Origin of the sequence: Micromonospora sp. PLK6-60, assembly GCF_019890675.1 — a bacterium.
Classification (GTDB): Bacteria; Actinomycetota; Actinomycetes; order Mycobacteriales; family Micromonosporaceae; genus Micromonospora.
The window spans coordinates 362,494-380,895 of sequence record NZ_JAIOAA010000002.1 but is presented as its reverse complement, the minus strand read 5'-3'; the positions used below and the strand labels follow the sequence as shown (position 1 = coordinate 380,895).

14 protein-coding genes are annotated in these 18,402 nt (G+C 72.7%); 5 read left to right on the top strand and 9 right to left on the bottom strand.

Annotated features, from left to right (window positions below):
- From K7640_RS04705 to nrdR, 3 genes are all read right to left on the bottom strand, one after another.
- Positions 1-468 carry a hypothetical protein gene (locus K7640_RS04705; RefSeq protein WP_222953440.1) on the bottom strand — a complete coding sequence of 156 codons (468 nt, stop codon included), beginning with the start codon at positions 466-468 and terminating at the stop codon, positions 1-3.
- Between the two features lie 275 nt (positions 469-743).
- Complete coding sequence (locus K7640_RS04700; RefSeq protein ID WP_222953439.1) at positions 744-3,632, bottom strand: vitamin B12-dependent ribonucleotide reductase; 2,889 nt, start codon at positions 3,630-3,632, stop codon at positions 744-746.
- Positions 3,633-3,666: 34 nt separating this feature from the next.
- Positions 3,667-4,161, bottom strand: a complete 495-nt coding sequence (nrdR, locus tag K7640_RS04695) for a transcriptional regulator NrdR (protein ID WP_222953438.1) — start codon at positions 4,159-4,161, stop codon at positions 3,667-3,669.
- Between the two features lie 530 nt (positions 4,162-4,691).
- Here nrdR and lexA point away from each other — a divergent pair.
- The gene (gene lexA / locus K7640_RS04690; protein WP_222953437.1) at positions 4,692-5,477 is read left to right on the top strand and encodes a transcriptional repressor LexA; all 786 of its coding nucleotides are present in this window, start codon (positions 4,692-4,694) and stop codon (positions 5,475-5,477) included.
- A gap of 52 nt (positions 5,478-5,529) precedes the next feature.
- Here the strand turns inward: lexA and K7640_RS04685 are convergent, their stop codons facing one another.
- Positions 5,530-7,197, bottom strand: coding sequence for a hypothetical protein (locus K7640_RS04685; protein WP_222953436.1), 1,668 nt, complete (start codon positions 7,195-7,197; stop codon positions 5,530-5,532).
- A gap of 49 nt (positions 7,198-7,246) precedes the next feature.
- Positions 7,247-8,698, bottom strand: a complete 1,452-nt coding sequence (gene hflX, locus K7640_RS04680; protein WP_222953435.1) for a GTPase HflX — start codon at positions 8,696-8,698, stop codon at positions 7,247-7,249.
- 196 nt (positions 8,699-8,894) lie between these two features.
- On the opposite strand from hflX, the gene K7640_RS04675 reads away from it, so the two are divergent.
- The gene (locus K7640_RS04675) at positions 8,895-10,388 is read left to right on the top strand and encodes an NAD-dependent malic enzyme (protein WP_222953434.1); all 1,494 of its coding nucleotides are present in this window, start codon (positions 8,895-8,897) and stop codon (positions 10,386-10,388) included.
- A 112-nt stretch (positions 10,389-10,500) separates the two neighbouring features.
- Here the strand turns inward: K7640_RS04675 and dapF are convergent, their stop codons facing one another.
- The 4 genes from dapF to K7640_RS04655 all read right to left on the bottom strand — a co-directional run bounded on the left by dapF (position 10,501) and on the right by K7640_RS04655 (position 13,545).
- A complete protein-coding gene (gene dapF / locus K7640_RS04670; protein WP_222953433.1) occupies positions 10,501-11,343 on the bottom strand; it encodes a diaminopimelate epimerase in 843 nt (280 codons plus the stop codon).
- A 7-nt stretch (positions 11,344-11,350) separates the two neighbouring features.
- Positions 11,351-12,259, bottom strand: a complete 909-nt coding sequence (gene miaA, locus K7640_RS04665) for a tRNA (adenosine(37)-N6)-dimethylallyltransferase MiaA (protein ID WP_222953432.1) — start codon at positions 12,257-12,259, stop codon at positions 11,351-11,353.
- On the bottom strand, positions 12,256-12,972 hold the full coding sequence (locus K7640_RS04660; protein WP_222953431.1) for a class III extradiol dioxygenase subunit B-like domain-containing protein: 717 nt from the start codon (positions 12,970-12,972) through the stop codon (positions 12,256-12,258). Before K7640_RS04660 ends, miaA begins: the two co-directional genes overlap by 4 nt.
- Positions 12,973-13,095: 123 nt before the next feature.
- Positions 13,096-13,545 (bottom strand): hypothetical protein, encoded by a 450-nt coding sequence (locus K7640_RS04655; protein WP_222953430.1) that lies wholly within the window; start codon positions 13,543-13,545, stop codon positions 13,096-13,098.
- Between the two features lie 254 nt (positions 13,546-13,799).
- On the opposite strand from K7640_RS04655, the gene K7640_RS04650 reads away from it, so the two are divergent.
- The 3 genes from K7640_RS04650 to K7640_RS04640 all read left to right on the top strand — a co-directional run bounded on the left by K7640_RS04650 (position 13,800) and on the right by K7640_RS04640 (position 18,343).
- Positions 13,800-15,008: a DUF349 domain-containing protein gene (locus tag K7640_RS04650; protein WP_222953429.1), complete on the top strand. Its 1,209-nt coding sequence runs from the start codon at positions 13,800-13,802 to the stop codon at positions 15,006-15,008.
- A 296-nt stretch (positions 15,009-15,304) separates the two neighbouring features.
- Positions 15,305-16,912 carry a cellulase family glycosylhydrolase gene (locus K7640_RS04645; protein ID WP_222953428.1) on the top strand — a complete coding sequence of 536 codons (1,608 nt, stop codon included), beginning with the start codon at positions 15,305-15,307 and terminating at the stop codon, positions 16,910-16,912.
- Between the two features lie 33 nt (positions 16,913-16,945).
- Positions 16,946-18,343, top strand: coding sequence for a cellulose binding domain-containing protein (locus K7640_RS04640; protein WP_374198051.1), 1,398 nt, complete (start codon positions 16,946-16,948; stop codon positions 18,341-18,343).
- Positions 18,344-18,402 lie beyond the last annotated feature (59 nt).

Here is an 18,402-nt window from a genome sequence, read left to right as displayed (position 1 = left end):
TCATCGTCCGGCCGGCCCGGACCCGCTGCCCCGGCCGCCGTGTCCGGCCGGTCCGCGCAGCCAGGGGGCGACCGTGGGTGCCGCCGCGATCAGGGCGACCGCCAGGCCGGTGATCACCGCCTGCCCGATCCGACCCGGGGTGACTCCCGGCGCCGCGTCCAGCACGTAGTTGGCGTATCCGTTCGCCGCCGCGTCGGTGGCGAGCACGGCGCAGCCGAGCCACAGCCCCTCGATCCGGCGCAGCGCCAGCAGCAGCGCCGCCAGCGGATCGCACACGGTCAGCGAGGTGAAGTACACCATCAACCAGGTGGGGGTGCCCGGGCCCGGGCCACCCGGCCGCACGCCGAGCAGGTCGCCCAGGTGGACCACCCCGCCGTACGCGAAGACGCAGACGGCGGCCACCACGACGGCCCGGATCCTCCGGGGCACCCCGGCCCACCGGCCGAGCGGTGTTCTCGCCGCGTCCATGGTCCCCCGTTCCGGCCGGCCGCCGGGCGACGTCAGGTCGTGGTGCAGAGGTGGAGCCGGCGGGGTGCGTCTCGCAGCCTACGAACCTGACGTCGTGAACGAATCACCGAGGCCGCGATGGTGCGAATCCCGGCGCCACGATGATTCGTCTACGTCATCAAGTTCGTAGCCTCCTGAACGACCGTCCCCGGCCGGCCGGGGCGGCGCGGTCCGCCCGAACGCCGCGAGCGCGGCAGGGAAACCCCTGCCGCGCTCGCCGAACGGACGGACGTACGTCAGCTGCAACCGCTGGTGGAGCCGCAGCCCTCGCAGACGTAGCAGCTACCGGCCGGCCGCATCTTCGTGCCGCAGGTGAAGCAGAGCGGCGCGTCCGCGGCCTTGCCGATCACGGCCTCCAGCAGCTCGGTGCTGGAACCGACCGGCGGGGCCGGCTTGGCGGCGGCGACCTCCGCCATCTCCTGCGCCGGCTGGGCGACCGGGCCGGTCTTCGGCTCCGGCGCCTCGACCGGGGCGGACGCGGCCATCGCGGTCAGGTCGGTGCCGTTCGCCTCGGCCTCCGCCTCGGCCGCGAGCTGGGCGGCCCGCTCCTTGGCGGTGAAGATGCCCAGCTCCGCGCGGCGGTCGTAGGGCAGGAAGTCCAGCGCCAGGCGACGGAAGATGTAGTCCATCACCGAGGCCGCCATCCGCACGTCCGGGTCGTCGGTCATGCCGGCCGGCTCGAAGCGCATGTTGGTGAACTTGCTGACGTACGTCTCAAGCGGGACGCCGTACTGGAGGCCGATGGAGATGGCCACCGAGAAGGCGTCCATCACGCCGGCCAGGGTCGAGCCCTGCTTCGACATCTTCAGGAAGACCTCGCCCAGGCCGTCGTCCGGGTAGGACGAGGCGGTGAGGTAGCCCTCGGCGCCGCCGACCGAGAAGGAGATGGTCTCCGACGGGCGCTTCTTCGGCAGCCGCTTGCGCACCGGGCGGTACTCGACGACCTTCTCCACGACCTTCTCGACCTCGGCCGCCGGCTCCGGCGCGGCCGTCTTCCGCTTCGCCGCGGACAGCGGCTGGCCGACCTTGCAGTTGTCCCGGTAGATCGCCAGGGCCTTCAGGCCGAGCTTCCAGCCCTCGAAGTAGATCTTCTCGACGTCCTCGACGGTGGCCTGCTCCGGCATGTTGACCGTCTTGGAGATCGCGCCGGAGATGAACGGCTGCACGGCCGCCATCATCCGCACGTGGCCCATCGGGGCGATGGACCGCTCGCCCATGGCGCAGTCGAAGACCGGGTAGTGCTCGGGCTTCAGGCCGGGGGCGTCGACCACGTGACCGTGGTCGGCGATGTGCTCGACGATCGCCTCGACCTGCTCCTCGGGGTAGCCGAGGCTGCGCAGGGCGCGCGGCACCGTCTGGTTGACGATCTGCATCGAGCCGCCGCCGACCAGCTTCTTGAACTTGACAAGCGCCAGGTCCGGCTCGACGCCGGTGGTGTCGCAGTCCATCATCAGGCCGATGGTGCCGGTCGGGGCGAGCACCGACGCCTGCGAGTTGCGCCAGCCGAACCTGTCGCCGGTCTTGTTGCCCTGCGTCCACTGCTTGGTGGCCTCGCGCTGGATCGCGGTGGCCACGGTGCCGGTCGGCTTGATCTCGTCGTTCGCGGCGGCGTGCTTGCGCATGACCCGCTTGTGCGCCTCGGCGTTGCGGGCATAGCCCTCGTACGCGCCGACGATGCCGGCCAGCTCGGCCGAGCGGCGGTACGCCGTGCCGGTCATCAGCGAGGTGATCGCCCCGGCGACCTCCCGACCCTGCGCCGAGTCGTATGGCAGGCCGGAGGCCATCAGCAGGGCGCCCAGGTTGGCGTAGCCGATGCCGAGCTGCCGGTACGCGCGGGTGGTCTCGCCGATCTTCTCGGTCGGGAAGTCGGCGAAGCAGATCGAGATGTCCATCGCGGTGATGACGAACTCGACGCTCCGGACGAACTTCTCCACCTCGAAGCCGCCGTCGGCGCGGAGGAACTTCATCAGGTTGAGCGAGGCCAGGTTGCACGAGGAGTTGTCCAGGTGCAGGTATTCCGAGCACGGGTTCGACGCGGTGATCCGCCCGGTCTCCGGGCAGGTGTGCCAGTCGTTGATGGTGTCGTCGTACTGCAGGCCCGGGTCGGCGCACTCCCAGGCGGCCTGGGAGATGGTGCGGAACAGCTTCTTGGCGTCGATCGTCTCGATGGTCTGGCCGTCGAGCCGGCCGCGCAGGTCGAAGCCGCCGCCGTTCTGCACGGCGGTCATGAACTCGTCGGAGACCCGGACCGAGTTGTTGGCGTTCTGGTACTGCACGCTGGCGATGTCGGCGCCGCCCAGGTCCATGTCGAAGCCGGCGTCGCGCAGCGCGCGGATCTTGTCCTCCTCGCGCGCCTTGGTCGCCACGAACTCCTCGATGTCCGGGTGGTCGACGTCGAGGATGACCATCTTGGCGGCCCGCCGGGTGGCGCCACCGGACTTGATGGTGCCGGCGGAGGCGTCCGCGCCGCGCATGAAGCTGACCGGGCCGGAGGCGGTGCCGCCGGAGGAGAGCAGCTCCTTGGAGGAACGGATGCGGGAGAGGTTGACCCCGGCGCCCGAGCCGCCCTGGAAGATCCGGCCCTCCTCCTTGTACCAGTCGAGGATGGAGTCCATCGAGTCGTCGACGGCCAGGATGAAGCAGGCGCTTACCTGCTGCGGGGACGGCGTGCCGACGTTGAACCAGACCGGCGAGTTGAAGCTGAACACCTGGTGCAGCAGCATCCAGGTCAGCTCGTGCGCGAAGACCTCCGCGTCGGCCGGGGTGGCGAAGTAGCCGTACTCCTCACCGGCGGTGCGGTAGGTGCCGACCACCCGGTCGATCAGCTGCTTGAGCGACCACTCCCGCTCCGGGGTCCCCACCGCGCCCCGGAAGTACTTGGTGGTCACGATGTTGGCCGCGTTGACGCTCCAGGACTCGGGGTACTCCACCCCGCGCTGCTCGAAGTTGATCGAGCCGTCCCGCCAGTTCGTCATGACGACGTCACGGCGCTCCCAGCTGACCTCGTCGTAGGGATGCACCCCCTCGGTCGTCCAGACGCGCTCGATCTTCAGCCCGGCCCCGGCCTTGTTCCGTGACTTGCTGGTCGTCACGCCCTCGCCCCCCTCGTCGGCACGGTCACCCACCGCGCCTCGTCCAAAACTGTCAGAAATCCGAATGTCAGCTGATCGCGCCGGCGGCCTCGGCCGCTCCGGCACCCGCGCGGGCCCGCGCGGCGGCCCGCAGCGTCTCGATCTCGCGCTCGAAGTCGGCGAGCGAGTCGAAGGACCGGTAGACGCTGGCGAACCGCAGGTAGGCCACCTCGTCCAGGTCGCGCAGTGGGCCCAGGATCGCCAGCCCCACCTCGTGACTGGGCAGCTCGGCGGCCCCCTTGGCCCGGACGGTCTCCTCGACCTTCTGGGCGAGCAGCGCGATCGAGTCCTCGTCGACCGGCCGCCCCTGGCACGCCTTGCGCACCCCGCCGATGATCTTGGTCCGGCTGAACGGCTCGGTCACCCCGCTGCGCTTGACCACCGCGAGGACCGCCTCCTCCACCGTGGTGAACCGCTTGCCGCACTCCGGGCAGGACCGCCGCCGCCGGATGAGCTGGCCGTCGTCGGCCTCCCGCGAGTCGACCACCCGGGAGTCGGCGTGCCGGCAGTACGGACACCGCATCGCCTGTCCTCCTTCGTCGATCGCGGGCGACCACCGGCCGCACCCGGGCACGCGACACCACGGCGGGGCCACGTCGATGGCCGCCGCCGGGCGGACGTACGGAGAAGTGCGGTCTGTAGCCGAACCCAACCTGTAGGCAACTTACGCCCATGTGACTACTACATCTAGGGGTTGAACCTATGCCGCCCGCCGACGGTGGTCAAGTTAGCCGCAGCCGGTCGGCGCGTCGGCAACGTCACGTCCTTTCGCAACCCACCGAGGAACCCAACGGGCCACCGGCCCGACGGTCACGCGGCGCGCCGATAGAACATTCGTTCGAGAGCGTCGTACCATTTATCAGAACAGGTGTTCGGAAATCCAGGATTTCGGCCCGACACGCCGAGAGAGGTCGTACAGATGTTTGAAAATGACCGATCTCACCTATACGGTCAGGATCAACCGAGCGGCACCCGAGCGGCGCAGCCGGTCGCCACACCCCCGTATGCACCACGAGCCGCCGAGGCACCCAGCGCCGACCAGGGAGGACGGACGTGACCGAGGACCGGGCCAGCCGGCCGAAGAACCCGCAGCCGATCGCCGAGGCGGGTCCGCCGGCCACTCGGCGCCGCACCGCCGCGCGCAGCCGGACGGGCCAGCCCGCCGTGCGCCCGGTCACCCCGGTGGTCAGCAGCTTTCCCGACCCCGCCACGGTCGACCTGACCGCCCGGCAGCGCCGGATCCTGGAGTTCATCCGCACCTGGGTCGAGCGGCACGGCTACCCGCCGAGCGTGCGCGAGATCGGCGAGGCGGTCGGCCTGGTGTCCCCGTCGAGCGTGGCCTACCAGCTCAAGGAGCTGGAGAAGAAGGGCTTCCTGCGGCGCGACCCCAACCGCCCCCGGGCAGTCGACGTCCGCGCGCCCGCCGACGCCCTCGACGACGAGGCGGCCCGCGCCCAGCGCCCGGCCCCGGCGTACGTGCCGATGCTGGGCCGGATCGCCGCCGGTGGCCCGATCCTGGCCGAGCAGGCGGTGGAGGACATCTTCCCGCTCCCCCGCGAGCTGGTGGGTGAGGGCGAGGTCTTCATGCTCCAGGTCAAGGGCGACTCGATGCTGGACGCGGCGATCTGCGACGGCGACTGGGTGGTGGTCCGGCAGCAGCCCAACGCCGAGGCCGGCGACATCGTCGCCGCCATGCTCGACGGCGAGGCGACCGTGAAGACCTACCGGCGCCGCGACGGTCACGTCTGGCTGATGCCGCAGAACCCGGCGTTCGACCCGATCCCCGGCGACGACGCCACCATCATGGGCCGGGTCGTCGCGGTGCTGCGCCGGATCTGACCGGCCGGTCTCCCGGGTGACCGGCCGTGCGGCGGTCACCCGGTCCGGGTCGTCAGTAGCGGTCGCCCCGGTGCTGTTCGCGACCCGAATAACCGCCGTACTGGCCGCCCCGGCCGGGGCCCGGCTCGCCGCCGCCCGGCCGGCGCTCGCCGTACGGGCGGTCCTCGCGGCGGGGCGGCTCGGCCCGGCGCGGCGGTTCGGCCCGCCCGCCGCCGTAGACCCCGCCCCGGCCGCCACCGGGCTGGCCACCACCGGGTTGACCGCCGCCGGGCTGGCCCCCGTACACGCCGCCGCCCCGGCCACCGCCGCCCTGATTGCCGCCCCGGCCACCGCCGCCCTCGGCCGGGCGGGCACCGCCACCGCCGTACACGCCACCACCGCCGGCCGGTCGGCCGCCGCCGTACACCCCGCCGCCAGCGGGCGCCCCGGCCCGGCCCGGCGCGCTGCCGTTCACCGCGCCACCGGGACGTCCGGCGGGCGGCCCTCCCGCGCCGTAGACCCCGCCGGCCGGGGCCGCGCCGCCGTACACGCCGCCGCGCGGGCGGTCGCCGCCCAGCTCGTCCCCCGTGTCGTCGCGCTCCGGCTGGTCGACGTCGTCGGCGCCGCCCCGGCCGGCGGCGCGCTGCTTGCGCGCCCGCAGGATGCCGAAGATCCCCGCACCCACCAGCAGCGCGCCGAGCACGCCGACCGCCGCGATCAGGTAGGTGATGTCGTCCAGGGTCAGCGTCGAGAACCAGGACTTCTCGGCCTTGGGCTTGGTGGCGGGCCCCGCCGCCGGGTCGAGCGCCTCCGCGCCCTTGGTCGACGGGGTGTAGGCCAGGATGTCGATGGCGTCGTCGGGGGCCAGCTCCCCGCCGTCGGAGACGGTGACGAAGAGCTTGCCGTCCGGGGTGTAGGAGATCGCCTCGCCGAACGGGTCGGCCAGCGGGGTGACCCGGGGCTTGCCGGTGGTCAGCGCGCCGACGATGTCGCCGCCGGCCACGTCGTACTCGAAGGCGTCGGCGTAGGTGCGCAGCACCACCTTCGCGCCGTCCGGTGAGCGGGCGGCGCCGGTGATGGAGACCCGGCCGAAGACCCCCAGCCGGTTGTCGGTGTTGGTCTTGGGCAGGGTGATCTGCCCGACCTTCTTCATCGGCACCGGCTCGGTGTCGCCGGTCTTCAGCTTGGCCGACGGGGTGAAGATCTCGGCCGCGCCGCTGGGCACCTTGGTGATCACCAGCGGCAGGTTGTCCGCGCCGACGAGCAGCGCCTCGGCGTCGCGCGGCTTGCCGTCCGGGTACGCCATCCGGTGCAGCTTCGGCTGTGCCGACCCGTCCACCGGCATGGTCCACACCGCGACCCGGGGCCGCTTGCGGTCGTTGTCGCCGATGTCACCGATGAACAGGGTCGTGCCGTCCGAGGAGAGCGCCAGGTCCTCGGTGTCCAGCGGCCCCTGGCCGGTGTAGCGCACCGGGTCCTTGGCGATCTCGCACTTGGTGTCGAGGAAGAAGACCCGCTTGCGGCTGTCCTTGTCGCTGCCGTCGTTGATGACGACGTAGCCCGACTTGGTGGCCACCAGCCCGGACAGCTCACGCAGCCGCTCGTCGGTGACCGTGCAGCGCTTCTTGCCGGGCGCGGGGGCGGAGGACGCCGGTGCCGCCGCCTGGACGGCACCGGAGAACGCCACGGTCACCCCGAGCAGGCCGAGGGCAACCGTGACCGAGGAAACAGCGCGGCGCATTCGCCAAGTGTCGCATGCCCGCTCCGGCAACCGGTGACACCGCAGCGCGTCACCGACCGCCGGCGACGACCTCCGCCTCGGCGGCCCGGAAGGGGGCCAGCTCGGCGGCGAGCGCCTCGTTGACCCGTACGTGCAGCAGGGTGCCCTCCGGCAGGTGGGCGGTGCTCAGCACCTCGCCCTGCCGGTGCAGCCGGGCCACCAGGTCACCCCGGTCGTACGGCAGCACGGCGCGGACCTCCACCGCCGGGCGCGGCAGCCGCTGCTCGACGGCCTCGCGCAGCCCGTCGACCCCCCGGCCGGAGCGGGCCGAGACGAAGACCGCCTCCGGCCAGAGTCGCTTCAGCCGGAGCAGCTCGTCCTCGTTCGCCGCGTCGGTCTTGTTGACCACCAGCAGCTCGGGCAGCCGGTCGGCGCCGACCTCGGCCAGCACCTCGCGCACCGCGCGGACCTGCTCCTCCGGGTCGGGGTGGGTGCCGTCCACGACGTGTACCACCAGGTCCGCCTCGGCGACCTCCTCCAGCGTCGAGCGGAACGCCTCGACGATCTGGTGCGGCAGGTGCCGGACGAAGCCCACCGTGTCGGAGAACGTGTAGAGCCGCCCGTCGGCCGTGGTGGCCCGGCGGGTGGTCGGGTCGAGCGTGGCAAACAGCGCGTTCTCCACCAGCACACCCGCTCCGGTGAGCCGGTTGAGCAGGCTGGACTTGCCGGCGTTGGTGTAGCCGGCGATGGCCACCGCGGGCACCGCGTTGCGGGAGCGTCGGGCGCGCTTGGTCTGGCGTACCGTCCGCATGGCCTTGATCTCGCGGCGCAGCCGGGCGATGCGGTGCCGGATCCGGCGCCGGTCGGTCTCCAGCTTGGTCTCACCGGGACCACGCAGGCCCACGCCGCCGCCGGCGCCGCCGCCTCGACCGGAACCGCCGGTCTGCCGGGACAGCGTCTCGCCCCAGCCGCGCAGCCGGGGCAGCAGGTATTCGAGCTGGGCCAGCTCGACCTGGGCCTTGCCTTCCTTGCTCTTGGCGTGCTGGGCGAAGATGTCCAGGATCAGCGCCGTCCGGTCGACCACCTTGACCTTGGTGCGCTGCTCCAGGTTGCGCAGCTGCGACGGGGACAGCTCACCGTCGCAGATCACCGTGTCGGCCCCGGTGGCGAGGACCACCGCGCCCAGGTCGTCGACCTTGCCCCGGCCGACGTAGGTGGCCGGGTCGGGGCGGTTGCGGCGCTGGATCAACCCTTCGAGCACCTGCGAGCCGGCCGTCTCGGCCAGCTGGGCCAGCTCGGTGAGGGAGTTGTCGGCGTCCGCCTGGGTGCCCTCGGTCCAGACCCCGACGAGCACGACCCGCTCCAGCCGGAGCTGGCGGTATTCCACCTCGGTGATGTCGGTGAGCTCGGTGGAGAGACCGGGGACCCGCCGAAGTGCCTGCCGTTCGGAGAGCTCGTACTCGCCGGTGGTGGCGTCGAGCTCGTCGTCGGTGGGGGTGAGGTAGGTCTCCTCGTCGCGCAAACCGCGTCTCCTGTCAGTTATGTCCGCTCCCGCGTGAATTCGGGCGCGTATCAGCAATCCTGACATGTGGCAACGCCAGGCGCACCTGCTATATGCCCGTGGCCGTACCCACCGGTAGCGGGGGCGGCTACCGGGCGTGTCCAGGGGGCGAGTAGAAATGCTGCGAGCCGCTCAGCGTTGACGGAGGGATTTATCCGTGGCCATCACCCGACTGCCGAGTGCCGGATTCTCGATCACGATCCGGATCGCGGTGCCCGCGGACGCGTCCTCGATCGGCCGGCTCACCACCGCCGTCGGCGAGGCCGGCGCGATCGTCACCGCCCTGGACGTGGTCGACTCCGACCCCGCCAACGTGATCGTCGACCTGACCTGCGACACCGCCGACGCCAGCCACGCCGACCAGGTGGTCGACACGCTCACCGCGCTGGACGGGGTGGACGTCCGCAAGGTCTCCGACCGCACCTTCCTGCTGCACCTGGGCGGCAAGATCGAGGTGCACTCCAAGGTGTCCCTGCGGACCCGGGACGAGCTGTCCCGCGCGTACACCCCGGGGGTGGCCCGGGTCTGCCAGGCGATCGCGGAGAACCCGGCGGACGCCCGCCGGCTCACCATCAAGCGCAACACCGTCGCGGTGGTCAGTGACGGCTCGGCGGTGCTCGGCCTGGGCAACCTCGGGCCTGCCGCCTCGCTGCCGGTGATGGAGGGCAAGGCGGCGCTGTTCAAGCGCTTCGGCGGGGTGGACGCCTGGCCGGTGGTGCTGGACACCCAGGACACCGACGAGATCGTCGCCATCGTCAAGGCCATCGCGCCCGCGTACGGCGGGATCAACCTGGAGGACATCGCCGCGCCGCGCTGCTTCGAGATCGAGGCCAAGCTGCGCGAGGCGCTGGACATCCCGGTCTTCCACGACGACCAGCACGGCACCGCCATCTGCGTGCTGGCGGCGCTCACCAACGCCCTGCGCGTCGTGGGCAAGCAGCTGGCGGACGTCCGGGTGGTCGTCTCCGGCGCCGGCGCCGCCGGCACCGCGATCATGAAGCTGCTGCTGCGCCAGGGCGTGGGCGACATCATCGCGTACGACCGGCAGGGCGCCCTGCACCGCGGCCTGACCGGGCTCAACCCGGCCTGGCAGTGGCTGGCCGACAACACCAACAAGGACGGCTACGCCGGCGACCTGGCCGGGGCGATCCGCGGCGCGGACGTGTTCATCGGGGTGAGCGCGCCAAACCTGCTCCGTGGGGACGACATCGCCGCCATGGCCAAGGACGCGATCGTCTTCGCGCTGGCCAACCCGGACCCGGAGGTGGACCCGCGGGAGGCGCGCAAGCACGCCGCCATCGTGGCCACCGGCCGGTCCGACCAGCCGAACCAGATCAACAACGTGCTCGCCTTCCCGGGCGTGTTCCGGGGCATGCTCGACGCGCACGCCGAGGAGTTCACCGAGGAGATGGCCCTCGCGGCCGCCCGGGCGATCGCCGACGTGGTGGGCGAGGAAAAGATCAACCCGACGGTGATCGTGCCGAGCGTCTTCGACTCCCGGGTCGCCCCCGCGGTCGCCGCGGCGGTCCGCGCCGCCGCGCAGAACCCGGCCACCGCCCCCAACCTCACCGACACCCCCGCCCCCGCGACCACCCCCGACCCCCCCGCCGACCTCCCCGAGATCGCCGCCGAAGCCTCCGCCACCCCCTAACCCCCGCCCGGCCCGTCCCGGGCCGCACTAGTTGATCATGAAGTTTGCGTCGAGAATCTGGCCCGGGCTGACCCAAACTTCATGATCGACGCGGTCCTGGGGTCGGGTCAGGTCAGGTCAGGGCGGTGGGGGTGAGGGTGCCGGTGGCTACCAGGAGGGCGGGGCCGGCGAGCCAGCAGGAGTCGTCGGTGACCGTCACCGTGAGGCGGCCGCCGGGGACGTCCACCGTGATCGTGCCGGTGTTCCGGCCCTGGTCGCGCAGGGCCACGGCGGCGACCGCGCAGGCGCCGGTGCCGCAGGAGAGGGTCTCGGCGGAGCCGCGCTCGTAGACCCGCATCAGCACGTGGCCGTCGGTGCCGTCGACCGGCTCGGCCGGGGTGGTGAACTCGACGTTCACCCCGGCCGGGAAGACCGTGGGGTCGTAGCCGGGAGCCCGGGTCAGGTCCAGCGCGGCCAGTTCCAGGCCGGCCGGCAGCGGGCAGACCAGGTGCGGGTTGCCGGCGTCGACCGCGGTGCCGGGCAGGCTGAGCCCGCCGAGGGCGGCGGCCGAGGCGTCGTACAGCCGGGGGCGGCGCATCTCGACGGCGACGGTCTCCCCCTCGACCCGCGCCCGCACGACGCCGGCCCGGGTGCCCACCGGCAGCGCCGCGCCGGACGGGACGGCCAGGCCGGTCTCCAGCAGGTAGCGGACGAAGACCCGGGCCCCGTTGCCGCACATCTCCGCCAGCGACCCGTCGGAGTTCCAGTAGTCCATGAACCACTCGGCCTCGCCCGCCAGGGCCGCGCCCTCCGGGTGCTTGGCCGCGCGCACCACCCGCAGCACGCCGTCGGCGCCGATCCCGCGGCGGCGGTCGCAGAGCGCCGCAACCAGCGCGGGGGTCAGCTCGAGCGCGCCGTCCGGGTCGGGCAGGATGACGAAGTCGTTGCCGGTGCCATGGCCCTTGGTGAACTCCACACCCCCATCATCGCCGATGGTCGGCGACCATCCGCAGGGCAGTGTCGAGGAACGCGGGCGCGGCCGAGTCCAGCCAGTGGATCCGCGGGTCCCGGCGGAACCAGGACCGCTGCCGCCGGACAAACCGCCGGGTGGCCCGCACGGTCTCGTCGCGCGCCTCGGCCTCGGTCAGCTCGCCGGCCAGCAGGCGCAGCACCTGCTGGTAGCCCAGCGCCCGGCTGGCCGTACGCCCCTCGGCCAGGCCCTGGCCGGCCAGCTCGCGGGTCTCCGCGACCAGGCCGTCGGCCCACATCCGGTCCACCCGCCGGGCGATCCGCTCGTCCAGCAGCGCGGTGTCCAGGTCGACCCCGAGCTGGACGGACGGGTAGAAAGGTGTCGGCTCGGGCAGGGCGGCGGTGAACGGCGCCCCGGTCAGCTCGATCACCTCCAGCGCCCGGACGATCCGCCGGCCGTTGCCGGGCAGGATGCCGGCCGCCGCGACCGGGTCCGCCGCGCGCAGCCGGGCGTACAGCGGCGCCGGGCCGACCGCGGCCAGCTCCGCCTCCAGCCGCTCCCGCACCACCGGGTCGGTGCCGGGGAACTCGAACTGCTCCAGCACCGCCCGGACGTACAGGCCGGACCCGCCGACCAGCAGCGGCACCCGGCCCCGGGCCAGGATGTCGTCGACCGCGGCGCGGGCCAGCCGCTGGTACTCGGCGACGCTGGCCGGCTCGGTCACCGCCCAGATGTCGAGCAGGTGGTGCGGCACGCCCTCCCGCTCGGCCGGGGTGAGCTTGGCGGTGCCGATGTCCAGGCCCCGGTAGAGCTGCATCGAGTCGGCGTTGACCACCTCGCCGTCGAGGGCGTGCGCCAGGGCGATGCTCAGCGCCGACTTGCCCGCCGCGGTCGGCCCGACCACGGCGACGACGGTGCTCATGAACTCACCCAGTTCGCCACGAAGTAGGCAACGCCGTAGGGGGCCCGGTGGTAGCTCAGCTGGCCCCGCCAGTCGCCGCCGGCCGCCCGGACCGCGCCGGCCAGCACCTGCCACGGCGCCCGGCCGGCGACCTTCAGCGCCGCCGACAGCACCGGGTCCAGGCCGAGCAAAGCCGCGACGTCCGCGCCGGCCAGGGCCCGGGCAACCCCCTCGTCGTACGCCTCGGCGCGCGGGTCGTGGTAGCCGGGCGCCCGCACGCCACGGCAGGCCGACCCGTCCCCCAGCACCAGCAGGGCGGTGCGCCGCGCCGGTCGGCCGGCCAGCCGGGCGCCGAGCGCGACGCACTCCGCCGGCGGGGCGTCCACGGCGACCGCCTCGGCGGCCCGGGGCACGTCGGCGCGGCCGACCAGCCACGCGCCGATGGTCAGGCTCAGCGGGAGGGCGTCCGGGACGCCCGCGCCGGGGGCCGGCCCGACCTGGACGGCCAGGTCGACGCCGTAGGGACGCAGCGAGCCACGGTCGGCGGCACCGAACCCGGTCGTCCGTGGGCCGGCACCGACCAGGACGATCTCGTCCGGCGCGGCGGCGAGCAGCGCGGTGAGCGCGGCGGCGCAGGCGGCCCGGAGGTCGTCCAGCTCCGGTGCGGCGGCGCCGGCCACCTCCGGGACGAGCAGCGGCGGGTGCGGGCAGACGGCGGCGGCGACCAGTGACACGGGGCAACCGTATCGGTCGCCCGGGCCGGGCCATCCCGGACGTCGCCGCACCCGCCATCCCGAACGTCGCCGCACCCGCCAACCCGGACGTCGCCGCACCCGCCGGCCCGGACGGGCGGTGGGTCAGCCGGCCTGGCCGCCCCACCCGCCTTGGACCATGGTCTGGAACCGCCACTTCCCGCCCGACCGGACCAGCAGGTCGGCGTAGCGGACCCGCTGCTTCACCCCGTCGACGGTGAACTCGGCGTCGGTGAAGACCACGACCAGGCTGCGGGTGAGGAAGTAGGGCGTGCGCCGCGACTCCATGGTGAGGTCGCCGCCGCCGCTGAGCACCCCGCCCATCATCTCCAGGTACGCCGCCCGGTCGAGCTGCCGGGCCGAGCCCTCCCCGGCGGCGTCGTCGGTGACCGCGTTGAGCGGAAACATCGCCAGGTCGGCGGTGGCCGCCACGTCGCCGGCCTCGGCCAGCGCGTCGTAGTCGCGGAACCACGCATCCAGTTCGGCCAGGTCGGCGGGGTCGGGGACGAAGCCCGGGTCGACCGGGGGCAGGAGCTGGGTACGGGACTGGGTCATCGGGCGTCCTCCTTGGTCGGGCACAGGCGCCGGCCGGCGCGTGCCGTACGCACTACCGTACACGGTACGCTAACTTCCGACACACCCGTCGTCCTGGCGGTCCGCGGCAGATACGACACCGTATGGTCACGGTCGACGACAGGCGCTCGACACGGACCGGGTCGGACCTGTGACAATGCCGGGAGTAACTTGGCTGCGCCGTGGCGGCGATCGCGGGAGTGTCCCGTCGACGCCGGGAGAACGAGGATGGGCACATGAGCGACTGGACTGCCTTCGGACGGGTGGACGCGGACGGCACCGTCTACGTCAAGACGGCCGAGGGCGAGCGGGTGGTCGGGTCCTGGCAGGCAGGGGCCCCGGAGGAGGGGTTGGCCCACTTCGCCCGCCGCTACGCCGACCTGGTGACCGAGGTGGATCTGACCGAGGCCCGGCTCAACTCGGGCGCGGCGGACGCCGGCCACTCGCTGACCACGATCCGGCGGATCCGCGCCTCGCTGCCCGAGGCGCACGTGGTCGGCGACATCGACGCCCTGGCCGCCCGGCTGGACAAGCTCGCCACCGTCGCCGAGGAGAAGGCCGGGGAGGCGCGCGCCGCCCGCGACGCCGCCCGGGTCGAGGCCGTGGCCCGCAAGACCGCGCTGGTCGAGGAGGCGGAGAAGCTGGCCGCCGAGTCGACCGGCTGGAAGACCGCCGGTGACCGGCTCAAGGAGATCCTCGACGAGTGGAAGACCATCCGCGGGGTCGACAAGAAGACCGACGGTGAGCTGTGGAAGCGGTTCGCCGCCGCGCGGGACGGCTTCACCCGGCGCCGGGGCGCCCACTTCGCCTCCCTGGACCAGCAGCGCAAGCAGGCGCAGGGGGTCAAGGAGGAGCTGGTCGCCGAGGCCGAGAAGCTGAAGGACTCCACCGACTGGGCGGCCACCGCCAACCAGCTCAAGGACCTGATGAACCAGTGGAAGGCCGCGCCGCGGGCGTCCAAGGAGGCCGAGCAGAAGCTCTGGGAGAGGTTCCGCGCCGCACAGGACGGGTTCTTCAGCCGCCGCAGCGAGGTCTTCTCCGCCCGGGACAACGAGCAGCGGGCCAACCTGGAGCGCAAGCAGGCGCTGCTGGTCGAGGCCGAGGCGCTGGACGTCGACGGCGACCCGAAGGGCGCCCAGGCCAAGCTGCGGGAGATCCAGGCGCAGTGGCACGAGGCGGGCCGGGTGCCGCGGGAGGCCGCCGCCGGCCTGGAGCGCCGGCTGCGCGCCGTGGACGACAAGGTCCGCGAGGTGATGGACTCGGCGTGGCGGCGCACCACCAAGGAGGACAACCCGCTGCTGGCCCAGATGCGGGCGCAGGTCGCCGAGGCCGAGGAGCGGCTCGCCCGGGCCCAGGCCGCCGGCGACGCCCGCCGGGTCAAGGAGGCCGAGCAGGCGCTCGCCTCCAAGCGGCAGTTCCTCCAGCTGGCCGAGCAGTCCAGCTGACCTGATCCACCCCGGAAGCCCCCGGTCCCCGCGCGGGATCGGGGGCTTCCGCGCGTCCACCCGTTGACGCATCGACGTCAGCTGATCAGAATGGGCGACGGAGCTGAGATCCGGCACCGGCACGAGGGCACCGGCGGCGTGTTGCCGCCGACCGTCGCCGGCGCTGCCCGCGATGGCCGTCCACACGTCACGGCCCGATGCGCCCTGTCCGCGTACTCGATGAGGAGCGGGCCGTCTCCCCTGGGTCTCACCGCCCGCGGCGGCTGCGCCGCGCGGGCATCCGAAGTGGAGCTCCGATGCACCGACCCACCGCTCTCGGCGGCGCGCTCGCCGCACTCGCCACCGCCGCGGCCGGCGTCCTCGTCGCCGCCGCCGTCAGCACCTCCCCGGCCGCCGCCGCCAGCGGCGGAACCGGCACCGGCTACCTGCACACCAGCGGCAACAAGATCGTCGACAGTACGGGCGCCACCGTCCGGCTCACCGGCATCAACTGGTTCGGCATGGAAACCGACAACAAGACCTTCCACGGCCTGTGGTCGAGCAACCCGTGGCGCGGCCAGCTCGACACCATGGCCCGGCTGGGCTACAACACGCTGCGCATCCCGTACTCGAACGACGCGTTGAAGCCGGGCGCGACGGCCACCGGGATCAACGACTTCGTCAACCCGGACCTGGTCGGCCTCTCCCCGTTGCAGATCCTGGACAAGGTGATCGACTACGCGGGCGGCAAGGGGATGCGGGTCATCCTGGACCGGCACCGGCCGACCGCGGCCGGCCAGTCGCCGCTCTGGTACACCTCGACGGTCTCCGAGGCGACCTGGATCGCCGACTGGAAGATGCTCGCCCAGCGGTACGCGAACAACCCGACGGTGATCGGCGCGGACCTGCACAACGAGCCGCACGCCGAGGGGACGAACCCGGCGGCCACCGGCGCCTGCTGGGGCTGCGGCGACACCGCCCGGGACTGGCGGCTGGCCGCCGAGCGGGCCGGCAACGCGATCCTCGGGGTGCAGCCGAACTGGCTGATCTTCGTGGAGGGGGTGAGCTGCCCCAGCGGTGGCCTGTCGAACGTCTGGGACAACGACCCCAGCAACGACGAGGACTGCGGCTGGTGGGGCGGCAACCTCTCCAAGGCCGGGCAGTTCCCGGTCCGGCTGAACGTGGCCAACCGGCTGGTCTACTCGCCGCACGAGTACGCCACCAGCGTCTACGAGCAGACCTGGTTCAAGGACCCGAGCTACCCGGCGAACCTGCCGGCGATCTGGGACAAGTACTGGGGCTACCTGTACAAGCAGAACATCGCGCCGATCATGATGGGTGAGTTCGGCAGCACCCTCGCCGACCCGCGCGACAAGGTGTGGTTGCAGAACCTGATGGCCTACACCGGCACCGGGGTCACCGGCATGTCCTTCACCTACTGGTCGTGGAACCCGAACTCGGGCGACACCGGCGGCATCGCGCTGGACGACTGGACGAACATCAACACCACCAAGCAGGCGATCCTCCAGCCGTACCTGATCGCGCCGGTGGGCGGCGGCGGCCCCGGCCCCACGCCGACCGGCACCGGCTCGCCGTCGCCCACCAACCCGCCCCCGTCCGGGGCCTGCACGGCGACGTACAAGCAGGTCAACGCCTGGGCGGGCGGTTTCCAGGGTGAGCTGACCGTGAAGAACACCGGCACCGGCGCGGTCAACCCGTGGTCCGTCACCTGGACCTGGCCGTCCGGGGTGACGCTGGCCAGCGGCTGGAACGCCACCGTCACCCAGTCCGGCGGCACGGTGACCGCCGCCGCCCCCGAGTGGTCGCGGACCCTCGCCGCCGGCGCCTCCGTGACGATCGGTTTCACCGCCAACGGCACGGCCGCCGCCCCGGCCTCGGTCAAGCTCGCCGGCACCGCCTGCTGAACCCCGGCACCACCTCCAGATCGGGAGCGGCCCGTGGCCGACGCCGACGGCCACGGGCCGCCTCCCACCTCCAGCGGAGAGGAACAGACCATGCACGCCACCCCGCGTCGTCAGACGCTGATCACCGCCACCGCCACCGCCGCGCTGCTCGTCACCGGGGTGCTGACCGCCGTCACCGCGCACGCCGCCACCGGCTGCACGGTCACCTACTCGGTCGGCGGCCAGTGGTCCGGCGGCTTCACCGGCAACGTCACCGTCACCAACCTGGGCGACCCGATCTCCGGCTGGACGCTGCGCTGGTCGTTCGCGGCCGGCCAGCGGGCCACCGACGCGTGGAACGCCACCGTGACCCAGAACGGGAGCGACGTCACCGCCACCGACGTCGGCTACAACGCCAGCCTGCCCACCGGGGCGAGCACGTCCTTCGGCTTCAACGGGACCTGGAACAACACCAGCAACCCGGCGCCGACCAGCTTCACGCTCAACGGGGTGACCTGCACCGGCGGCACCACCCCGACCAGCGGCCCGACCAGCGGCCCGCCGCCGTCCCAGTCGCCGCCGCCCGTCCCGCCGCCGAGCGGCCTGGTGGGTTGGGCCACCCAGAACGGCGGCACCACCGGCGGGAGCGGCGGGCCGACCACCACCGTCACCAGCGCGAGCGCGCTCAGCAGCGCGCTCGGGGCCACCGGGGCGGCGGTCATCCGGGTCTCCGGCACCATCTCCTGCACCGGCATGCTGCGGGTCCGGTCGAACAAGACCATTCTCGGCAACGCGGGCGCGACAATCGTCGGCTGCGGCCTCAACATCAGCGGGGACCGCAACGTCATCATCCGCAACCTGACCTTCCGGGGCTGGAACGACGACGCCGTCAACGTCCAGGAGTCGGCCACCAACATCTGGATCGACCACAACACCTTCAGCCAGGGGTACGACGGCGCGGTCGACATCAAGCGTGGCTCGGACTTCGTCACCGTGTCCTGGAACCGGGTGTTCAACCACGACAAGTCGATGCTGCTGGGGCACAGCGACGACAACGGCGGGCAGGACGCCGGTCACCTGCGGGTGACCTACCACCACAACTGGTTCGACGCCAGCACCCAGCGCCACCCCCGGGTCCGCTTCGGCAACCCGGTGCACGTCTACAACAACTACTACTACGCCAACAGCGGCTACGGGGTGGCGTCCACCATGAACGCCGGGGTCCTGGTCGAGGGCAACTACTTCGAGAACGTCAAGGACCCGTACCACCTCGGTGAGGGCAGCTCCGGGCCGGGCAGCCTGGTCGCCCGGAACAACCACTTCGTCAACTCGGGCGGCGGGCAGACCGGCGGCAGCGTGGCGGGCATCCCGTACCCGTACACCCTGGACGGCGCGAGCAGCGTCAAGTCGATCGTGACCGGCGGCGCGGGCGCCGGGCGGATCACCGTCTGAGGTGTAAGGAGGGGCCCCTTATTAACAGACGTCTGTTAATAAGGGGCCCCTCCTTACAC